The sequence below is a fragment of the Lyngbya sp. PCC 8106 genome (genome assembly GCF_000169095.1).
GTDB lineage: Bacteria > Cyanobacteriota > Cyanobacteriia > Cyanobacteriales > Microcoleaceae > Capilliphycus.
On record NZ_AAVU01000021.1, the window covers coordinates 1 to 20139 of the forward strand.

17 protein-coding genes are annotated in these 20139 nt (G+C 41.1%); 13 read left to right on the forward strand and 4 right to left on the reverse strand.

The genetic code is table 11. The features are described from left to right. Both thrC and L8106_RS15155 read left to right on the forward strand, forming a co-directional pair. Positions 1 to 844 (forward strand): threonine synthase (gene thrC, locus L8106_RS15150; RefSeq protein WP_009785217.1); only part of this gene is annotated, 844 nt, incomplete at its 5' end. A 96-nt stretch (positions 845 to 940) separates the two neighbouring features. Beyond that, a complete protein-coding gene (locus tag L8106_RS15155; RefSeq protein WP_009785218.1) occupies positions 941 to 1216 on the forward strand; it encodes a MoaD/ThiS family protein in 276 nt (91 codons plus the stop codon). A gap of 43 nt (positions 1217 to 1259) precedes the next feature. Here the strand turns inward: L8106_RS15155 and wecB are convergent, their stop codons facing one another. Then, positions 1260 to 2387 carry a non-hydrolyzing UDP-N-acetylglucosamine 2-epimerase gene (wecB, locus tag L8106_RS15160; protein ID WP_009785219.1) on the reverse strand — a complete coding sequence of 376 codons (1128 nt, stop codon included), beginning with the start codon at positions 2385 to 2387 and terminating at the stop codon, positions 1260 to 1262. Between the two features lie 201 nt (positions 2388 to 2588). Next, positions 2589 to 3182 (reverse strand): hypothetical protein, encoded by a 594-nt coding sequence (locus L8106_RS15165; protein WP_009785221.1) that lies wholly within the window; start codon positions 3180 to 3182, stop codon positions 2589 to 2591. 376 nt (positions 3183 to 3558) lie between these two features. Here L8106_RS15165 and L8106_RS15170 point away from each other — a divergent pair, with 376 nt between their 5' ends. The 5 genes from L8106_RS15170 to L8106_RS15190 all read left to right on the forward strand — a co-directional run bounded on the left by L8106_RS15170 (position 3559) and on the right by L8106_RS15190 (position 10582). Next, the gene (locus L8106_RS15170; RefSeq protein ID WP_009785222.1) at positions 3559 to 5433 is read left to right on the forward strand and encodes a response regulator; all 1875 of its coding nucleotides are present in this window, start codon (positions 3559 to 3561) and stop codon (positions 5431 to 5433) included. Positions 5434 to 5498: 65 nt separating this feature from the next. Beyond that, positions 5499 to 9116 carry a PAS domain S-box protein gene (locus L8106_RS29665; RefSeq protein WP_009785223.1) on the forward strand — a complete coding sequence of 1206 codons (3618 nt, stop codon included), beginning with the start codon at positions 5499 to 5501 and terminating at the stop codon, positions 9114 to 9116. Then, entirely contained in the window at positions 9109 to 9489 is a 381-nt protein-coding gene (locus L8106_RS15180; protein WP_009785224.1) for a response regulator, read from the forward strand. The genes L8106_RS29665 and L8106_RS15180 overlap by 8 nt, the downstream gene beginning before the upstream one ends. 281 nt (positions 9490 to 9770) lie before the next feature. Continuing rightward, positions 9771 to 10244, forward strand: coding sequence for a hypothetical protein (locus tag L8106_RS15185; protein WP_009785226.1), 474 nt, complete (start codon positions 9771 to 9773; stop codon positions 10242 to 10244). 68 nt (positions 10245 to 10312) lie between these two features. Next, the gene (locus tag L8106_RS15190; protein WP_071941396.1) at positions 10313 to 10582 is read left to right on the forward strand and encodes a hypothetical protein; all 270 of its coding nucleotides are present in this window, start codon (positions 10313 to 10315) and stop codon (positions 10580 to 10582) included. A gap of 335 nt (positions 10583 to 10917) precedes the next feature. Here L8106_RS15190 and L8106_RS15195 read toward each other — a convergent pair whose 3' ends face one another. Beyond that, the gene (locus tag L8106_RS15195; protein ID WP_009785228.1) at positions 10918 to 12615 is read right to left on the reverse strand and encodes an iron uptake porin; all 1698 of its coding nucleotides are present in this window, start codon (positions 12613 to 12615) and stop codon (positions 10918 to 10920) included. Positions 12616 to 13041: 426 nt separating this feature from the next. Continuing rightward, positions 13042 to 14886, reverse strand: coding sequence for an iron uptake porin (locus L8106_RS15200; protein WP_009785229.1), 1845 nt, complete (start codon positions 14884 to 14886; stop codon positions 13042 to 13044). Between the two features lie 153 nt (positions 14887 to 15039). Here L8106_RS15200 and L8106_RS32230 point away from each other — a divergent pair, with 153 nt between their 5' ends. The 6 genes from L8106_RS32230 (at position 15040) to L8106_RS15225 (ending at position 20098) form a co-directional block, all read left to right on the forward strand. Continuing rightward, positions 15040 to 15210 carry a hypothetical protein gene (locus L8106_RS32230; protein WP_009785230.1) on the forward strand — a complete coding sequence of 57 codons (171 nt, stop codon included), beginning with the start codon at positions 15040 to 15042 and terminating at the stop codon, positions 15208 to 15210. Between the two features lie 620 nt (positions 15211 to 15830). Further along, entirely contained in the window at positions 15831 to 16283 is a 453-nt protein-coding gene (locus L8106_RS15205) for a tetratricopeptide repeat protein (RefSeq protein ID WP_009785231.1), read from the forward strand. Positions 16284 to 16387: 104 nt separating this feature from the next. Then, positions 16388 to 16918: an SMC-Scp complex subunit ScpB gene (scpB, locus tag L8106_RS15210; protein WP_009785232.1), complete on the forward strand. Its 531-nt coding sequence runs from the start codon at positions 16388 to 16390 to the stop codon at positions 16916 to 16918. Positions 16919 to 17191: 273 nt separating this feature from the next. Next, entirely contained in the window at positions 17192 to 17689 is a 498-nt protein-coding gene (locus tag L8106_RS15215) for a hypothetical protein (protein WP_009785233.1), read from the forward strand. Between the two features lie 604 nt (positions 17690 to 18293). Continuing rightward, entirely contained in the window at positions 18294 to 18650 is a 357-nt protein-coding gene (locus tag L8106_RS15220) for a DUF760 domain-containing protein (RefSeq protein ID WP_009785234.1), read from the forward strand. Positions 18651 to 18814: 164 nt separating this feature from the next. Beyond that, positions 18815 to 20098: an RNA-guided endonuclease TnpB family protein gene (locus L8106_RS15225; protein WP_009785235.1), complete on the forward strand. Its 1284-nt coding sequence runs from the start codon at positions 18815 to 18817 to the stop codon at positions 20096 to 20098. Positions 20099 to 20139 lie beyond the last annotated feature (41 nt).

Here is a 20139-nt window from a genome sequence, read left to right on the forward strand (position 1 = left end):
TGCTATTGCTGCGAAAGCAGGGCTTGACTGTTGTGTATTTATTCCCTCTGACTTAGAAGCCGGAAAAATCCTCGGGACTTTAATTTACAACCCGATTTTGATGGCCGTCAAAGGCAACTATGACCAAGTAAACCGCCTCTGTTCAGAAGTTGCAAATACTCACGGTTGGGGATTTGTAAATATTAACCTGCGTCCCTACTATTCAGAAGGTTCAAAAACCCTCGGTTATGAAGTCGCTGAACAGTTAGGATGGAAACTTCCTGATCATGTTGTGGCACCGATTGCCTCTGGTTCTTTGTATACTAAAATCTATAAAGGATTCCAAGAATTTGTCAAAGTTGGCTTAGTGGAAGATAAAGCCGTTCGCTTCAGTGGCGCCCAAGCAGAAGGATGTTCTCCCGTCGCCCAAGCATTTGCAGAAGGCCGAGATTTTATCACTCCAGTTAAACCGAATACTATTGCAAAATCAATTGCAATTGGAAATCCAGCAGATGGAGTTTATGCCCTAGAAGTCGCCCGCAAAACAAACGGTCATATTGAGTCCGTTAACGATGCTGAAGTGATTGAAGGCATGAAGCTTTTAGCGGAAACTGAAGGTATTTTCACAGAAACCGCAGGCGGAACCACAATTGCCGTATTGAAAAAATTAGTCGAAGCGGGTAAAATTGATCCCGATGAAACAACGGTTGTTTACATTACGGGCAATGGCTTAAAGACTCAAGAAGCAGTTCAGGGTTATGTGGGCGAACCTCTAACCATTGACGCGAAGTTAGAAAGCTTTGAAAACGCTTTAGAACGCGCCCGCACCTTAGACCGTTTAGAATGGCAAGAAGTTTTGGTTTAATTCCAAAAACTCAGGGGATGGGTTAATAAACCTGTCCCTAAACTTGACCGGATTGTTCACTGTAAATTTATCCAAATATTACTCTCAAAAATCGATATGGCGGTTAAAGTATTAGTCCCGACTCCTTTGCAAAAATTCACGAATAATCAAGCCACTCTGCAATGTGAAGGCAGCAATATTCTTGAATTGATTGATTCCTTAGAAACCCATTGTCCGGGAATCAAAAATAGCCTTTGTGATGAAAAAGGTGAACCTCGCCGCTTTCTCAACTTTTATGTGAATAGCGAAGATATCCGCTTTTTAGACGGAACAAAAACCGAACTAAAAGATGGGGATGAGGTGAGTATTGTTCCGGCGGTTGCTGGAGGTTAACTCAAACATCGACTCAAAGTTTTCCAAGACTTTTAGGAGTTCTTTAAGATCGATCTTTCCCCTCAAAATGACTCCTAATAATCTGAACGATGTATTCGGCAGCATGACCATCTCCAAACGGATTAATGGCGGTTGCCATTTTTTGATAGGTATTTATATTATTCAATAATTCGGTTGCTGCTTCCACAATTTCTGCTGTTTCTGTGCCAACTAATTTGGCTGTTCCCGCAGTAATCGCTTCCGGTCGTTCTGTCGTTTTTCGTAAAACCAAGACGGGTTTTCCTAAACTGGGGGCTTCTTCTTGTAGTCCTCCCGAATCAGTTAAGACAAAATAACACCGATCAATTGCAGCCACTAATTCAGCATAATCAAGTGGTTCTGTTAAAAATATTCTCGGATGATTTCCTAATATTTTTTGTAACGGTTCTCGGACAGTCGGATTACGATGTAAAGGTAAAAGTAAAGCTGTATCAGGAAAATCATCTAAAATCTTTAAAAAACTTTCCGCAATTTGAGTCAGAGGAATTCCCCAATTTTCCCGACGATGAACCGTGGCTAAAATCAGTCGATATTGACTCCAACTCCCCTCAGCAACTTTTAACTCGGGTTGACATTTCACCACCGATAACAACGCATCAATTACCGTATTTCCAGTGTGATGAACTTCCCCCAAAACCCCCGAATTCCGCAAATTGTCCACCGCTTGGGTTGTGGGTGCAAAATGAAACTGAGTTAGTTGAGAAATCAGACGTCGGTTTGCTTCTTCCGGATAGGGGTTCAGCAGATCATTGGTGCGTAACCCCGCTTCTACATGACCGACCGGGATTTTTTGATAAAAAGCAGCCAAAGCCGCTGCAAACGCCGTTGTGGTGTCTCCCTGAACAATAATAATATCAGGACGTAACTGTTGGAATAAACCCTCTAGCCCCTGCAAACTCCGCCAAGTAATATCGGTTAACGTTTGCGATCGCTGCATAATCTCTAAATTATAATCGGCATCTAAGTCAAACAGTTGCATCACCTGTTTAACCATTTCTCGATGCTGACCCGTTAAAATAACATGAGTCTCAAAGTCAGAAGATAGTTGTAACTGTTGAATGACAGGAGCCAGTTTTATCGCTTCAGGGCGAGTTCCGAGGACAACCGCCACTCGAATACGAGAATTAATCATTGCACTTCATCAAAAAGGCGAGCAAACTCAGTAATCAGAGGAGCGAAACAGGTGTTAGAGTTGATACAGTTTTACACCTAGAACGTTCATTTATAATTCAAACAGGACTCAAAAACCAAAGATTCGCATTTTGAGCTAAAATAGCCTTCAGCTTAAACCCCAAACTCATACGCTTAACGATTATATTCTGATTCCCCCCATTTATCCCATCCATTCCCAACCCATTAACCTCACCACACCCCAACACAACCCACAATTACCCCATCCGTTAAAAAAGCCAAAATCCAAAAAACCCACAATTAACCCATCCGTTACCCCATCCGCTTCCAACAGCATCAACCCCAAAAACCCACAATTACCCCATCCGTTAAAAAAGCCAAAATCCAAAAAACCCACAATTAACCCATCCGTTACCCCATCCGCTTCCAACAGCATCAACCCCAAAAACCCACAATTACCCCATCCGTTAAAAAAGCCAAAATCCAAAAAACCCACAATTAACCCATCCGTTACCCCATCCGCTTCCAACAGCATCAACCCCAAAAACCCACAATTACCCCATCCGTTAAAAAAGCCAAAATCCAAAAAACCCACAATTAACCCATCCGTTACCCCATCCGCTTCCAACAGCATCAACCCCAAAAACCCACAATCAACCCATCCGTTAAAAAAGCCAAAATCCAAAAACCCACAATCAACCCATCCGTTACCGAACCCCATCCATTCCCGAACCCCATCCGTTAAAAAAGCCAAAATCCAAAAACCCACAATCAACCCATCCGTTACCACCGCCACCCTCACAAAATCCTCACAATCTTTCGTTATTGTATAAACACTGATAAAAATCCTCATAAATCCCGCTAGTCAAAGTTGATAAAAAGACTAGCCGATCAATCCCGTCAGCCAAATCTGATATAGAGACGGGTTAGTATAAACAAGACAGCTTCCAGGGCGTAGGCTTTGGGAGCTGTTTTGTTGAGTCAGCTCCAAAATGCTTTTTGTCCTCTACAATATAAAAATACCAGAAATTCAAATCGTCCTTAATCACAAGTAAACAGAACCCGCTCTTCGCCTATCACTCTTGGGATCAAGACACTTTCTTCAAATCAGCCTTGATCTGGGAGCGACAAAAAGAAGTCGATTATGCTCAAAGGGAGGAGAATCAGTCGCCGTGAGAATTCTGTTGGTGGAAGATGACAAAGGACTAGCGCAAGGACTCGAAGATGCACTCACCCATCAACGTTACGCCGTTGATCTCGCATGGGATGGTCTAATGGGTTGGGAATTAGCAGAAGCATTAACCTATGATTTGATTTTGCTTGACTTACTGCTCCCCAAACTCGATGGGATTAACTTCTGTAAACGGTTGAGAAATCAAGGTGATTTTACCCCGGTGTTATTGATGACTGCTCAAAATAGTAGCTCTCAAAAAGTCGAAGGATTGGACGCCGGAGCAGATGATTATCTGGTTAAACCCTTTGAAGTCTCCGAACTTTTAGCTAGAATTCGCGCTTTGTTGCGTCGGGGTAACAGCGCTTTATCCCCTATCTTGGAATGGGGAAGTTTACGACTTGATCCGAAAAATTGTCAAGTCACCTACGGCGACAAACTGCTGAAACTCACCGCCAAGGAATACGAACTCTTAGAATTATTTTTGCGTCATCCCCATCGAATTTTCAGCCAAAGTGCATTACTTGATCATCTTTGGTCTTTTGATGATCCGCCCTCAGAGTCGGCTGTGCGAACCCAAATTAAAGGTTTGCGACAAAAACTTAAACAAAGCGGCGCCGTTCGGGATCTGATTGAAACGGTTTATGGGTTGGGATATCGACTCAAATCAACTGCTCCACCCAATGATACACTGGCTCCCCCTGAATCAACTCCGGCGATTGCTAATTCACCAACAACTTTTAATTTAAGCACGATTTGGAAAAAACACCGAGAAAGCTATCTCACCCGAATTGCGATCCTCGAACAAGCGACTAAAGCGTTAAAAACAGGTCTTCTTGATAGCAGTTTACAGCAACAAGCCCTCGAACAAGCTCACACTCTGGCCGGTTCTTTAGGAAGTTTTGGGTTTAGTCAGGCGTCTCAATACTGTCGTGAAATCGAACAAATGTTAAACGGGGAGACTCTACTCTCTCCAGAAAGAATTGTACAATTGTCTGCTTTGTTGCTGGATATCAACAGTGAATTGAGTGTTTCTGATCCTGAGGTTATGCCTTCTATTTTATTGGAACCGACGGTTAATGTGGAGGAACTTTCGGAGAGTTCAACGACTCGATTATTAATTGTCGATGATGATCTCGCTCTAGCTGAAGGAATTGCAACAGTTGCAAACACCCGTAAAATTTATACCGAAATTGCTATTTCTCCCCAACAAGCGCGAACTTTAATTGCAGAAAATCCACTGGATATTGTTTTATTAGACTTGAGTTTTCCAGACTCCACAGAAGCCGGATTTGAACTGCTTGAAGAACTCAACTCTCATTCTACATCTTTACCTGTGATTGTATTTACAGCAAAAGAAAGCTTTGCGGATCGCGTTAAAGTTGCACGTTTGGGTGGACGAGGATTTCTGCAAAAACCGATTTCTCCGTCTCAAGTTTTGGATACCATCACACGAGTATTATCTCCAAGTTCTCCTAAACGAGCGAGTATTCTAATTGTTGACAATGAACCGGAGATTTTAGATCGGATCAGAAGTGTGTTAGAACCTTGGGGATTTTACTTAATTTTACTCGATGATCCACAACAATTTTGGCAAACTTTAGAACAATCTACACCAGAATTGTTAATTTTAGATTTTGCCATGCCTGATCTCAGTGGGGTTGAACTTTGCCAAGTTGTTCGCAATGATCCCCGTTGGCAAGATTTATCGATTATTATTCTCTCAGAGGAACGCAACCGTCAAATTGTTGAGCAGGTTTGGAATGCCGGGGCTGATGATTATATTCAAAAACCCCTCGTTGAACCTGAATTTATTGCTCGAGTTCTCAATTGTTTAGAACGGAATCAACTGCGACGAAAAATAACGAGCGATTAAAAAAATATCAATAGATCAAAATTGGGATAGAGTGTCTATTCCAGCTTAGGTATAAATAATTTGTGATGTTTCCTTCCCCTTTCATTTGGCTAACCTCCCGATTTCACTTAAAACCTTCTCTGTGGACAGGAGGAATAATAACACTGATTTTAACCCTGTTTCTTGCCGTTTTTGATCCAAAAGTTGAATTTTTACCCCATACTAAGTTGGGGATGATTGGGGTAATTGCTTTAATTGCCAGTTGGGGAGGACTCAGAACGGTATTACTCAGTATTGTACCGATTATTATCTATTTTGTTTATTTAACTCTAACTGCTCCTACAGTGAGTTTATGGGAAGCGGGTTTAACTCTAATAATTCTGGGAATAGTTGGTATTTTTATTGGGCAGAAAACCGCTCAATATCTCGCCCAAATTAACAAGTTGAAAACCACTCAAACCAAACTCGAACAACAACTCTCTCTCTCAATTCAAACCCTCGCTAAAGCCAATCAAAAAGTTTTACAAGACCTCAATGAACATCAACTCAACAAAGATCAGTTACAAATGGCTCAAGCCCGACTGCAACACCTGATTCAATCTAGTCCTGTAGTGATTTATTCGAGTCCAACTTCTGGACATGAATGTATAACTTTTATCAGCGATAATGTGCAGTCCGTTTTAGGTTATGAGAGTCAAAAATTTGCAGATACAGGCTTTTGGGCAACACATATTCATCCTGAAGATGCTTGCCGAATCTTTGCTGAATTCCCTCGCGTTTTTGAACAAGGAAAACATAGCTATGAATACCGTTTTTTACATGGAGATGGAACTTATCACTGGATACAAGATGAACTCCGATTAGTCACTGATTCACAAGGAAAACCCCTAGAAATTGTGGGGTATTGGATCGATATTAACGTCCGCAAACAGGCTCAGTTTGCTCTCAAAGACAGTGAAATTCGCTATCGTAGTCTCGCTCAACGCTTACATTCAATCACCTCTAATGCTCCTATTTATATCTATGAATTAGACCGCCAAGGCAGAGTTTTATTTGCGAATCGTACTTATGAAAATGTCACCCAAGAACAAGTTTTAGGAAATTTATTAATTGATTGTTTTCCGCCCGAAAAGCAACCCAACATCACTCAAATTATCGAACAAGTTTTTACGACTGGACAGGTACAAAGTCTAGAATATATTATTCCTAACTCCACTGGAGAAATTCGCGCCTATACAGCTCAACTTGCTCCAATTTGGATGAATAGTACCTTTAACAGCGTTGTTTTTATTGCGACTGATATTAGCGAGTACAAACAAGCCGAACAAACCTTGCAACGACACGCTCTGATTTTTGAACAAATTTATGATGGGGTAATTATGACCGACCTTACAGGTCGAATTATTGACTGGAACCCCGGCGCAGAAAGAATGTTTGGCTATAGTCACAGTGAAGTTGTGGGTAAAACTTCAGCCTTAGTTCATTATCCTGAACAAACTCCAATGCCCACTCAAACAATGCTCGAACACATCAAAAAACAAGGCTATTGGTTGAGTGAAATGACCTTTATTCGGGAAAATAAAACTCAAGGAATTTGTGATACAATTGTTGTTCCTATTTTTGATCACCAAGGGGAAACAGTGGCCGTGATCGGAGTTTATCACGATATTAGCGATCGCAAACAAGCCGAACTCGAGTTACAACAATACCGCGATCACTTAGAATATTTAGTTGATCAACGCACCAGTCAACTCGAAAAGAGCAATGCCAAACTTCAGCGAGAAATAGAAGCCAGAGCCATTTTAGCCGAAGAATTATTAGCCTCAGAAGCTCGTTTAGCCGGAATATTAGATAATGCCAATGATGCGATTATTTCAGTCAACGAAGCTCATCAAATTATTCTCTTTAATAAAGGAGCAGAAAAAATCTTTGGTTATCAATCTGAAGAAGTTTTAAATCAAGCTTTAGATCTATTACTCCCCCGACGCTTTTCAGCAACTCACTGTGAACATATTAAAACCTTTAGAAAACACTCTCAAACCGCCCGTAATATGGGAGAAAATAGAGAAATTTCGGGGCGTCGTCAGAATGGTCAGGAATTTCCGGCCGAAGCTTCTATTTCTCGACTACAATTAGGAAATACGATTACCTACACCGCAATTTTACGAGATATTAGTGAACGAGTCGCCGCCTTTAAAGAACGTCAACAGGCTGAAACCGCCTTGCGAGAAAGTGAACAACGTTATGCAACTTTAGCTGAAGTTTCTCCTGTGGGTATTTTTCGCAGCGATGCTGTGGGAAACTGTTTGTATGTCAATGAACGCTGGTGTCAAATTGCTGGACTTTCCCTAGAACAATCTTTAGGTCAAGGTTGGATACAAACCCTCCATCCTGATGATCGAGATCGAGTGATTCAAGCTTGGAAACAAGCCGTGTGTGATCGCTGTTCTTTTCAGTTAGAATATCGCTTTCAACGAACTGATGGAATGATTACTTGGGTGTTTGGTCAAGCTGTCGTAGAAATAGATATAAAAGGAGAAATCAAAGGGTTTGTGGGTTCAATTACTGATATTAATGATCGCAAACAAGCCGAAGCAACGTTACAGGAATCTGAACGACGTTGGCGCTCTTTATTGGAAAATGTTCATTTAGCCGTTGTTGGTTTAAATGATCAAGGAATCATTGACTATGTTAATCCCTTTTTCTTAGAATTAACTGGATATACTCAAACTGAACTTTTAGGACAAGATTGGTTTACAACTTTTTTACCTGCTTCTCAAAGATCTCCAGTGTATCAATATTTCCAAGAAATCCTCAAACAGCAACTTAATTCCTATTATCAAAATACGATTCTCACGAAATCAGGAGAAGAAAAAATTATTGCTTGGAATAATACTCGCCTACAAAGTTTACAAGGAGATGCTTTAGGTACCATGAGCATCGGAGAAGATATTACCGAACGTTATGCCATTGAACGGATGAAAAATGAGTTTATCTCGGTTGTTAGTCACGAATTACGAACTCCCCTAACCGCAATTCATGGCGCTCTCAATTTATTATCAACAGGTTTGGTTGCACCGGAATCTCCCCGAGGACAACACGTGATTAAAATTGCCGCAGAAAGTACCGAACGTTTAGTCAGATTAGTCAATGATATTCTAGAGTTAGAACGCTTAGAATGTGGCCGAATTAAACTGGTTAAACATTGCGTTAATGCGGCTCAGTTATTGCGAGTGGCTCAAGATCAAATGCAGGTGATGGCAAATCGCACGGGGATTAAACTGGAGATATTACCCCAAGATATTGAATTTGAAGCCGATGGCGATCGCATGATTCAAGTGTTGACCAATTTGATTAGTAATGCGATTAAATTCTCAGACAGTGGATCAACGATTCAGTTAAGTGTAGAAGCGGAATGGCGGACATTTGGTGGTGAGACTCCGATCGCGAGTGTATTGTTTTGTGTTCGTGATCAAGGTCGAGGAATTCCCCTAGAGAAAATGGAGAGTATTTTTGAGCGCTTTCAGCAAGTTGATGCGTCAGACTCTCGCCAAAAAGGAGGAACAGGTTTAGGTTTGGCGATTTGTCGAAGTATTGTTGAACAACATGGCGGTATAATTTGGGTTGAAAGCGTTCTTGATCAAGAAAGTTGTTTTTATTTTAGTATTCCGGTGAAGATATCTGAGGAAAATTACCATGAATAATAAACGGATTTTGGTGATTGATGATGAAGATGGTGTGCGTGATATTATTCAAATTACTTTAGAAGCTGTCGCCCGATGGGAAGTGATGACGGCTTCGGGTGGACAAGAAGGGCTAAAAATAGCGATCGCCCAACAACCAGATGCGATTTTATTGGATGTGATGATGCCCAATTTAGACGGGCCAGCTACCTTTAAACAATTACAAGCCCATTCCCAAACTCAACACATTCCAACTATTTTCTTAACAGCGAAGGCAAAAGGTAGTGAACAACAAGAATATGCCAATTTAGGGGTCAGTGGTATCATTATTAAACCCTTTGAGGCGCAGAACTTAGTTGATCAAATTCGAGAATTTTTGGTGTGGGATATTTAGGTATGAGGTTATCCAACTCATCGTATATCTTGTGGTATATCAAAAAATAAAGTAAACTTCAAGTTAAATCTTGTTAAGAAAAACTTAAAATTGTACGGATTTCCCCTCACAAAATCCTCACATTGATCAGTTACCATAAGAACTATAGTCAAACACCCCAGAGCTGAGATGATTTTCATTGAGAACGGTTAATAAACTAGATAACCCCTTGATTTTGGAAATCATCTATTCACTCTGAGTCCCTTTAAACAACCTTATCTTGATTAAAACAGAAAATAGCATTGAACCCATTCTCTCTTTTAACCAATTATCGATCCGTTTTATGCCAATCTCAGCCCCAGGAGTATCAATCCTACATTGAAATTGCTGTTGATGTCCTCCAGGTTCAAAACCAAGCCAAGCTGGAGATTTTGAAAAACTTTTTGATCAGTTTACCGAGTTTAACAGAGATTGAAAAAGTTTTAGCAGAAGCGGTTCATCATGTTGCCCAAACTGATCCTCAAACTTATCGCTGGATTGTACAGCATCCTGATTATCTCATGCCTGAACTGGATTTAAAAGGGTTGGCACAACAATTAGCTTTATCCAAACTGAAGAATAGTCCATTAATTCTCGGTGAAGATTTTAGATTAACAACAAATGGTCAACTCCGACTCAGTGATCCAGCCAAACAACTTTTACAGGCGGAAACTTCTTTTAAGGAACGTCTTTTATTTACCGAATTTTTGCAGGCTGACTGTTTTAGTCAAAGCTAAACGTTAATGAGTCCTTTAATTGTTTAATTGATTTTCACATCCTATCCAAATTTTAACGAAGTTGAATTATGAATAATTGTCCTTGCTGCTCATCTACTCTACTTCGTCATATCCGTCATTCCCAAATTTATTGGTATTGTCCCCATTGTAAGCAAGAAATGCCTAATTTTGGCAATTGGATTAAGACTCAAGCATTTGTAAATCAGGTTGAAAAACATTCTGTTCAGTCTCAAAATTCTTTATCTTCGACTTCCAGAAAAATTAGTTTAAACAAACAAAAATCAATACAATCTTGGTTGATTCAAGACTCGGAAATTATCCCCGTTCGCTCAAGATGAATGCGGTTTTTGTAGAAGCTTATTAATATCTTCTGCTTTGAGCTGCTAAATTTATTCAAAAGGCTTAAATCTCTTGATACGATTTAACTATCGCTGTAGATTTAAGCATTTTTGTATAGAAAGAAGTGAGTTATAGCATTAAGCAGAAATGTAAAGCAGTTATCAGGCAAAAGACAATAGGAAGTTTAAAAGCTCTTTCAGTAAAGGTTTGAGAGTTTCTCAATTTCATTTATTTGTCAATACACCAGTACGACCTGCTATAATTTTGTTTGACGACTGAGAGACGTTGACTATCATTAAATAGAATGCAACGCCTCTACAAAAGTCAAAAGTCTTTAAAAGCGAAATTGAGTTCTCAATGTACCGACCCAAGTGGTATCATTGTCGCTATTGTGATCCGGATCAGTAACCATATAAAATCCCGGAATAATCCCCACATTATCATTCAATTGAAAGCGATAAAACGCCTCAAGATGAACCGAAGTATCCCGATCTTCTAAATTGTTAATATCGTGATCAACAACTTTCGGCGGCATTCCGACAATAACTCCCCCTAAATCTCCCTCTCGAATAGCATCTGGAAACGCCAACGTTACCGCCCAATTCAAAATTGTTGCTTCATCTTCGCCCCCGGTTTCTTGATGCGCCCAACTCGAACCAAACCAACCGCCCAGTTCAAAGTTTTTTAACAGCTTCCAGTTAACTTGTACCCCTAAATTATCACTGGTCGTCGCATTCTCTCCAAACGGACGATTTGCAATAAAACTTCCCGTTCCCCCGCTAACATTCACATCCCCATCACGGAAATAACGACGGTTATATTCTAAGCCAATTCCAATGCGATCACTCGGTTCAAATAACACCTGTGCAGACGCCGTATTACTGCCATTAAATAACCCTCGTCCTTCAGTCGCATCTGGCGCATCTTCATCACTCGCCAAATAGCCAACATTCACCTGAACCTTATCATTCAAGGCATATTTTACCGCAGCACCCGTTCCTTCAGGCCCTCTAAAGGAAGTCGGGTTATAGCGTCCAAAGCGAGACACAGCCCCCGCCCCTGTACTTTGAAATGGTGTAACGGGATCTTGAATATCGTCTAAGTCCAGACTGTTGACCCCAATATACGCTTGGGCGCGACCATTGGCCAGAGGAAAGCGATAATACAAATCATCCAATTCAAAACCATCTGTGATCCCATCAGTACCCGTGCGCGTCATCAGGCTATTATTCAAGCCGACATCACTTAAATTAGGGATATCCTTAGCTTCGAGACGGGTTCTCAGCAAGTCTTCCCCGGTAAAACTGGTGTCAAAGTTCAAACGCGCCCGATAGCCGAAATAGGTTTGGGTCGGGTCATCGCTATCCTCGGTGTTGGGGCCACCTGCAACATTATATAATGAGCGATCGCCAAAAGTATCCCCAATCTGAAAGATCACCTCTCCAGTGAGTTTAGTTGTGGTTGAAAATTGATTGGCTTCGAGTTCAGCAGTACGGCTTTCTAAAGCTAGAACTCGTCCTCGAATACTGGCTAATTCTGCGGCAAATTCTTCTTGTAAACGTTGCAAGAGTGCCAAGTCTTCACGAGTGACTAAATTAGAAGTTGCAGCCCCTAAGAGTTCGGTGACTTGATCTAAACAAGCATTCAGTCCAGCCGCGAATTCATAACGAGTTAAAGCACGATTTCCTTTGAATGTACCATCCGGATAACCCGCTATACAACCATAGCGTTCGACTAGAGATTGTAATGCTTGAAATGCCCAGTCTGTGGGTTGTACATCAGAGAGTTGGTTAACGGAAGTAACCTGAGATTGAGTTTGACTTTCGGAGGTATATTCGTTGAGTTGGTCAAGGCGATTTGAGTTGGAAACTTGGGCAAATTGTTGAGTGGGTTCATCGGTTTGAGACTCTGCAAATTCAGGGTTTTCAGCCGGAGTTGGAGACGTTTCTGCGATCGCCCCTGATCCCATAATTGCAGTTATACCCAAAAGAAAGGGGCTGAGTAACCCTAAATGTAAAATTGTTCTAGACACGTCTAATTTCCTCACACGAAACAAACTGAGTTTGATGATTTTTTTTGCCGTGAGGAGAAGTGATCAGAGATCAAGAGCTTAAAACGAATTAACTTCGGGTTTAAGAAGGGTTAAGTCACGCCTAAATCCTGGTCAATTGCTGTTTTTAGTTTCACTCTATGATTCTGTTAGATCTTCTCTAGCTATTCTTCAACTTTTTTTGAATAAAACCGGATATTTATGAGGGAACTTTTGATTTTTTAATTCGTCTTCAATTACATAGATTTACCCTCATTTTTAATTTAAAAGCCTTTCTTTGATCACCGTCATTATCTGTTTTTTTAGAGATTGACGGGAAATTTTTATGACTATCAATAAAAACAAAAAAACCCGACTTCTCAAAGAAATCAGGTTTATGGGAGACTTAAAATCAATCAACCGCTAGTTTTAGAAACGGAATTGAGTTCTAAACGTTGTTACAACAATCGTGTCATTGTCATCGGTATGTTCAGGGTCAGTAATAATGAAAACCGCCGGAATTAAAGCAATGTATTCGCTGAGTTGGAAACGATATAACGCCTCAATGTGAATCCCGGTTTTTTCTTCTTCTAAATTATCAAGGGTGTGATAAACCACTTTCGGCTGCATCCCCACGATAATACCGCCCAAGTCCCCTTCTTTGAGGAGATCCGGGAACGCTAATGTTACCGCAAAGTTGAGGATGGTTGCATCGAGGTCATCCCCTTCGCCAGTCGGCTTATCATCAGCCCACGCGACACCCAACCAACCGCCTAACTCAAAACTATCGGAAATTCTCCAATTCGCCTGGAAGCCCAAGTTATCGCTAGTTGTAGGGTTATCGCCAAAGGGACGGTTGGCGAGGAAACTTCCGGTTCCGCCACTAACACTGACATCACCCTCGCGGAAATAACGACGGTTATAATCGAGAGCGAGCGCTATATTATCCGTCGGTTCAAAGACAACTTGAATGGCTGCCGAGTGGCTACCATCAAACAAACCTCGACCTTCAGTGGGATCGGGAGCATCATCTTGACTGGCGAGATATCCAAGATTTATACGGATTCTATCATTAAGCTGATACTTGAGTGCCAAACCCGTTCCTTCCGGTCCCCGCAATGAAGTGGGGTTGTAACGACCGAAGCGAGAGGACGAACCGCCACCTGTACTCTGGAAGGGGCTAAGAGGATCTTGAACATCGTCTAAATCCAAACTCTTGGCACCGAAGTAAACTTGACCTTTACCGTTCATAATCGGGAAGCGATAATAAAGGTCATCAAGAGTAAAGTCTCCATCTCCGCCATCAGTACCGAGACGAGTCATCAGAGTATTGGTCAGGCCTTCACGACTCAAGTTGGGAACGTCTTTGGCTTCCAAACGAGTTCGCAGTAAGTCTTCCCCAGTAAAGCTGGTATCGAAGTTTAAACGCGCCCGATAACCGAAATAGCTTTGTGTCGGGTCGTCACTATCTTCAACGTTTGGCCCTCCGACAGTCGTATATTCGGCGCGATCGCCAAATGTATCCCCGATAAAGAAGATCACTTCCCCTCTTAACTTGGTGGTTGTGGAGAATTGATTGGCTTCGAGTTCAGACGCCCGGGCTTCGAGAACCGTGACCCGACCTCTTAAAGCGGCAAGTTCGGCGGCGAATTCTTCCATTAACCGTTGCAATTTCGCCAAATCTTCGCGCGTCACCAAGTCCGCAGTAGACGCATTAATCAGTTCGTTAATTCGTTCTAAACAAGCGTTGATACCCGCCGCAAACTCATAACGAGTTAAAGCCCGGTTTCCTTTGAATGTACCATCCGGATATCCCGCAATACAGCCATAGCGTTCGACTAGAGACTGTAACGCCTGAAAAGCCCAGTCTGTGGGTTGAACATCTGACAGTTGGGAAACAGAGGTGACTTGCTGTTTTTTCTTAGAACCTCGACCCTCTCGAAAATAATCATTAAGCTGTTGAGAAGAATCAGCTTCAGCACCATCAAGGGAAGTATCCAAATCAGACACCTGAACTTGACTGACGTTTTGCGGCGAACCAACACCACCACTATGAGGATTAACAGGAACTTGAGCTAACTGTTCCGATGGTTGTGATCTTGTGGGTTCAAGATAAGTTGTGGGAAATCGAGAAGCATCTGTGGCGATTTCTAATCGTTTTGATTCTGCTTCTGGGGTAACAGAGATTTCCGCAAATACAGGGGATGACGCGATCAAACTTGCGCCTAAAACAGCCGGACTCCATAGCCAAGCGTTCAATGATCGTTCTGACATTACTCTCTCTCCTCACACGAATCGAGGTTTAGTAGATAGATCTGACTATCATATCCAATTCCTCTTTGTCCTATTTTGTCCTATTATGGGTCATTTTGCAGTAAATGGTCAGAACTCACCGAAGATCAGCTTTTATCGTCACCATCAGGAGCATTGATCAATAATCCCTCTTTTGTTAAGCAGGGCTGTTTCATTCTCAGTTATCCGTTCACCGCCTCTGAATTGGCGGTGCTTGCGGATGACTCGCTTCCCGAGTTAAAAATTGCCGAGGTTGATGGGGTGACGGGGGTGGTGGGGAGAGGTCTTTTTGAAGATGAAAAATAACTTTTTATTAATAAAAATCCTCCCGACCTCCCGACTTCCCGACCTCCCGACCTCCCGACCTCCCGACCTCCCAACCTCCCCACTTCCCAACCTCCCCACTTCCCAACCTCCCCACAAATCAAGTTTTAGGGTTAGAACGCGCACAGTCCTGTTTTGTTAAGGGTTACGGTTGACTGTTCTACAAAACCTGTACAAAACGTCGCATTACAACACTTTTGCACTGTTTGCTTCCTGTTTCAAACCAGGACTGTCGGCAGCACCCTGTCCACAGGCTGAAAATCGGCTGGAACCCAACCTATTATTGAGTTTTCAATCACAACTTTGGATCTCTACTCCACTATTTTCAGGAAATTTAAAACTGATGGCTTTACTCAGTTACCTTTTTACAGGCTGCCCACTAGACAAGAATTCTCTGGGATGTCAAGCCTTAAATGCTTTAATCGCTTGGTTTTCGCGTTTTTTGATTGTATCACATTCAGAAAATACCTTGAAGCCACTCAAAGTAACGCAAATCGTATACTAGATTACATCTCTCTGTTGATTCGTGATTTCTGAACTTCTGAGCGAAAATGCTATCATCTTTGAGTTGACTCGTTAATTAACCTGAGATTCCCTGCCCTATGGAGATAGCAAGCTTTCTAACCTGGTTGACATTGGTGATTGTCGTTGCGGGGGTTGGGATTGGTGCGATGATTTATGCCTACTGGGGTGCAGGTAGTCTTTCGATTTTATTTGAAGACGCGATTCCATTGCCTGCAATACTCCCGGACTCGGACGCGGGTACTGAAGCGGCAGTTCAGTTTCAGCAGGGCTATAGCGCCTATCAGCAAAAAAATTATCGCAAAGCAATTGATTACTTTAGTCGATCAATTCAACAAGTTTCTACTCTAGCTGAAGCTTATCACAATCGCGGACTGGCTTATGCAAATTTGCGTCAAGATGATGATAGTGTTGTTAATCTGCTCAGTGCGAGTGAATTTTATGGACAACAGGACAAGGGCGAACAGCTTACATTACTGAAACAACATTTAGAAGCTATTCGGGAAAGAAAGTTAGCCAGACAGCGAGAATAATTTGCTGTGAAAATTTTAGTTTTTTTTAACTTGGTCAAAATGATCACGGTTTAATAGACGACAACAGCGATTCGTTTTGATTGTTGGATTTTTTTGTTGATTAAATGAGTATACTAGCCAAAGTCGAAGCTATTTTATATCTGAAGGGAGAACCCGTTTCCTTAAGTGATCTGGCGGAACTGATTAAATGCGATCGCGGGGAAGTCGAAGACGCTTTAATTCAACTGATGTCTGATTATGCTCATCGAGAAAGTGCCTTAGAAGTGCTAGAAATGAAGAAGGGATACTATGCTTTACAATTACGTCAAACCTATGCAGATTTAGTCGATACTTTGATACAACCGGAGTTGGGAGTCGGAGCCTTAAGAACTTTGGCGGCGATCGCACTTAATGACGGAATTGCTCAAACTGATCTTGTTGATCTGCGAGGTTCAGGGGCTTATCAACAGGTTCACGAATTAGTGGAATTAGGATTTATTCACAAGCGCAAACAAAAAGACACCCGCTCTTATTGGTTACAAGTGACGAAAAAGTTTCACCAATATTTTCAGGTGGATAAGCTTCCTCAGCAATTGTCTCTCAGTTTTCCCGTTCAGGGTGGTGATGAACCGGATCAAAATGGCAGCGAAAAATAGATATACTGGTAAATAACAGCACTAGAGTTTTATTTGATCAGACTCACTGTTATTCCTGGGGTTTTGGTAAAACTTAATGTAGCAGTCTTCATGGATTTGTGAAGATCAGGTTTCCCGATTTTTGCAGCAGCCTAAAATTTGGATATTTGAATTTTCCGAGTCCAATCGGATTTCTATGTTCTTTTCTCTAAAGCATCAATCAACTGAATTTTTCACCCGACTCAAGCTAGATTTTTGTTAATACTTGATTTTTGTTAATAGGAGAACTGACACATGGCTACTGAATTTTTTCAAGATTTACAGTCTTCAGAAAATGTTAACTCCGTAAATCCTAATCTTCTCGTTGAAGATCTTCAGGGAACTCTCGATCCCATTATAGAGAGTCTTCATCAGAGCATCGATCAGATTATGAATCAAGTCAGTGAGATTCTCAGTGAAGGCTTAAATGCAGAAACAGATACCCGAATTGATCAAGTGATTGATGGAGTTGATCCTCTGATCAATGATCTGCTTGAACAAGTTGATCTGGTGATCGAGAGTCACTTACAAATCATCCCAGAAGATATTGTTAATCCCTTAACAGATGAGATGAATGAGCTAGTGTCAGACGAGATGATCATTATTGATCCGATAGCTATTGATCCGAGTCTAATTGTTGTAGATCAAATGGTTTGTACAACACCACAATTGGATGAGACTATTCATCATCCCATGATCGCTATGAGTGAGCCGTTCGCTAGTGGAATTGTGAGTGATTCGAGTTGGCTATAACTCCTATCAATCCCCGGTGATAAAAACTGAATAAAATTTAGCAAAAAAGACACTTAGGGAGGAAAATTATTTTATCTCCCTTTTTGTATTTTTAAGATAACTTCAAGGAATTGGAGCGAATGTTCAAACCCTTCTATTATTTAATATTTCCCTAAATCATATAAAAGTGAAAAAATAATGATCTAGATCAATCTCCTCAACTCCCCATCAATCATCTCAGGATCACAGAAGTGATTAAGTGTTTTCCAAGCTCAATCACCGTATAACACTGAGTTAAAACAATCTCGATAGTCGTTTTTTTGAAAAGAGGGGTCAAGTTATGCTATCTTAAGATCGAGTAGTTTCGATGACACTAAAATTAGAGTGTTTAGATCCTGCGCGCACTAATCGTGATCAATATCGTCATTACGACTCTCAAGCGGAAGCAAAAATTGAGTGAGTGATTGGTGAGAGGGTGCTTCAAATCAACTCAAACTAGAGTAGACTCGATAATGATCATCAATAAAATTCTACTATCTCATCTTTTTTTCAGATTTTCTCTAACCATTTCTTCCGTCGTGGTTTAAACTATTAAGTACAGCAGGCAGACATTCGGAATCACCTCATGGTCTTTTACTCCGACTTCATCAAATCCAATGGTAACGAAACCTCAGAAAACGCTTTATTGAGTTATTTACAACACCAACATCCAGAGATCCTATCTCACATTGCCCAATCCGCTAGCCCAGAAATCAAAGAAATCATTTCCAAAAATGTTCAGGGATTGATTGGTGTATTACCCTCTGATGACTTTGATGTGCAGATTACAACTAGCCGGGAGAACCTAGCAGGGCTGTTAGCCTCAGCGATGATGACCGGATATTTTCTGCGTCAGATGGAACAACGGATGCACTTGGATGAAAGTTTTGGTCAAGTCTCCTCAACCTCTCCTAATTCCCCCAAAAGAGAAAAACGAGAGTAGAAATTCAGAAGTAGGGATTGGTGATTAATTAGTGTTATCCCATCGCTCCGGAGAAAGGGTACTGCGACCATAGCGGAGCTTGGTCGTAGGGGAATTTCGGTCAGGGTCTAGTTGACATCTAGATAAGTTTCCGCTTATATAAAGAACATATAGCGGATCAGCTCATGTTGTTAACTCAGACAGTTAGACTTAAACTGAATCAGTCCGAAAAAGATAATTTGGCTAACCTGTGTCACTTGTCCAAAAACTTGTTTAATGTTGGGCTTTATACAATTCGTCAAGATTTTTTTCAGGAAAACAAGTACCTCAGTTATGAGTCTAATTATCATCTATGCAAGGAGAATGAAAATTATCAACTCTTAGCAACTGATTGCGGTCAACAAACCCTCAAATACGTTGATAGATGCTTTCAGGCATTCTTGAAACTCCTATCAATGAAAAAAGAAGGTGTATTACAAGAGAAAATTAATCTTCCTAGATACCTGCCCAAAGATGGCTTTTTTCCCTTGATTATTCCAATTAGAGCCAGACATAATTTTGCCAAAGACAACTGGAAAATCAAGATTCCTACCTCTCGTAAATACACCAGAGAACAGGGGGCGGTTTACATAACAATTCCTCCTAATTTGAGAGGAAATCGAATCAAAGAAATCCGAATTCTCCCCAAGCAAAAAGGGAGATTATTAGACGCTGCTTTTATTTACGAGTCTAACCAACAACCAGCAGATGTTAATCCAGAAAAAGCGATTTCTATTGACTTGGGATTGAATAATCTGGCAACGGTTGTTAGTTCTACTTCGGAATCTTTTATCATTGATGGTCGTTGGTTAAAATCAGTTAATCAATGGTTTAATAAGCGTCGAGCTAGACTAATTTCTCACCAAGAAAAACAGGGGATTGAGCATTTTACCAAGCAAGAGGCTTGGTTGTCTTATCGACGGAAAAATCAAGTCAATGACTATTTAAACAAAGCAGCTAGATATGTTGTGAACTTCTGTCTTAGTAGAAAGATTGGAACGATTGTTGTGGGATATAACCCAACCCTTAAACAAAACACTAATTTGGGCAAACGCAACAATCAAAACTTTGTTCAAATTCCGATCTTTACTCTTCGTGCCAAGCTGAAAAGCCTCTGTGAGCGATACGGGTTAAACTATGTTGAACAAGAAGAAAGTTACACTTCAAAAGCATCTAGTCTTGAGCGTGATGAAATCCCTGTTTATAACGCTGATAATCCTGCCCAACCTAAGTTTTCAGGAAAGCGAGTTAAGCGTGGATTGTACCGAACAAAAAGCGGTCATTTAATTAATGCGGATGCTAACGGTAGTTGTTGTATTGGTCTAAAAAGTAAACACAAACTCTCTTTTGAGCGAGTGTCTAGGGTCTGTTTGACGCAGCCTGTAAGGGTTAACGTCCTTCGAGAATCTAAGACTATAGCGCAAGCTTAGTCTTAGAGTACGTCAATCCCTTGTCTACTTCCCTTACACCC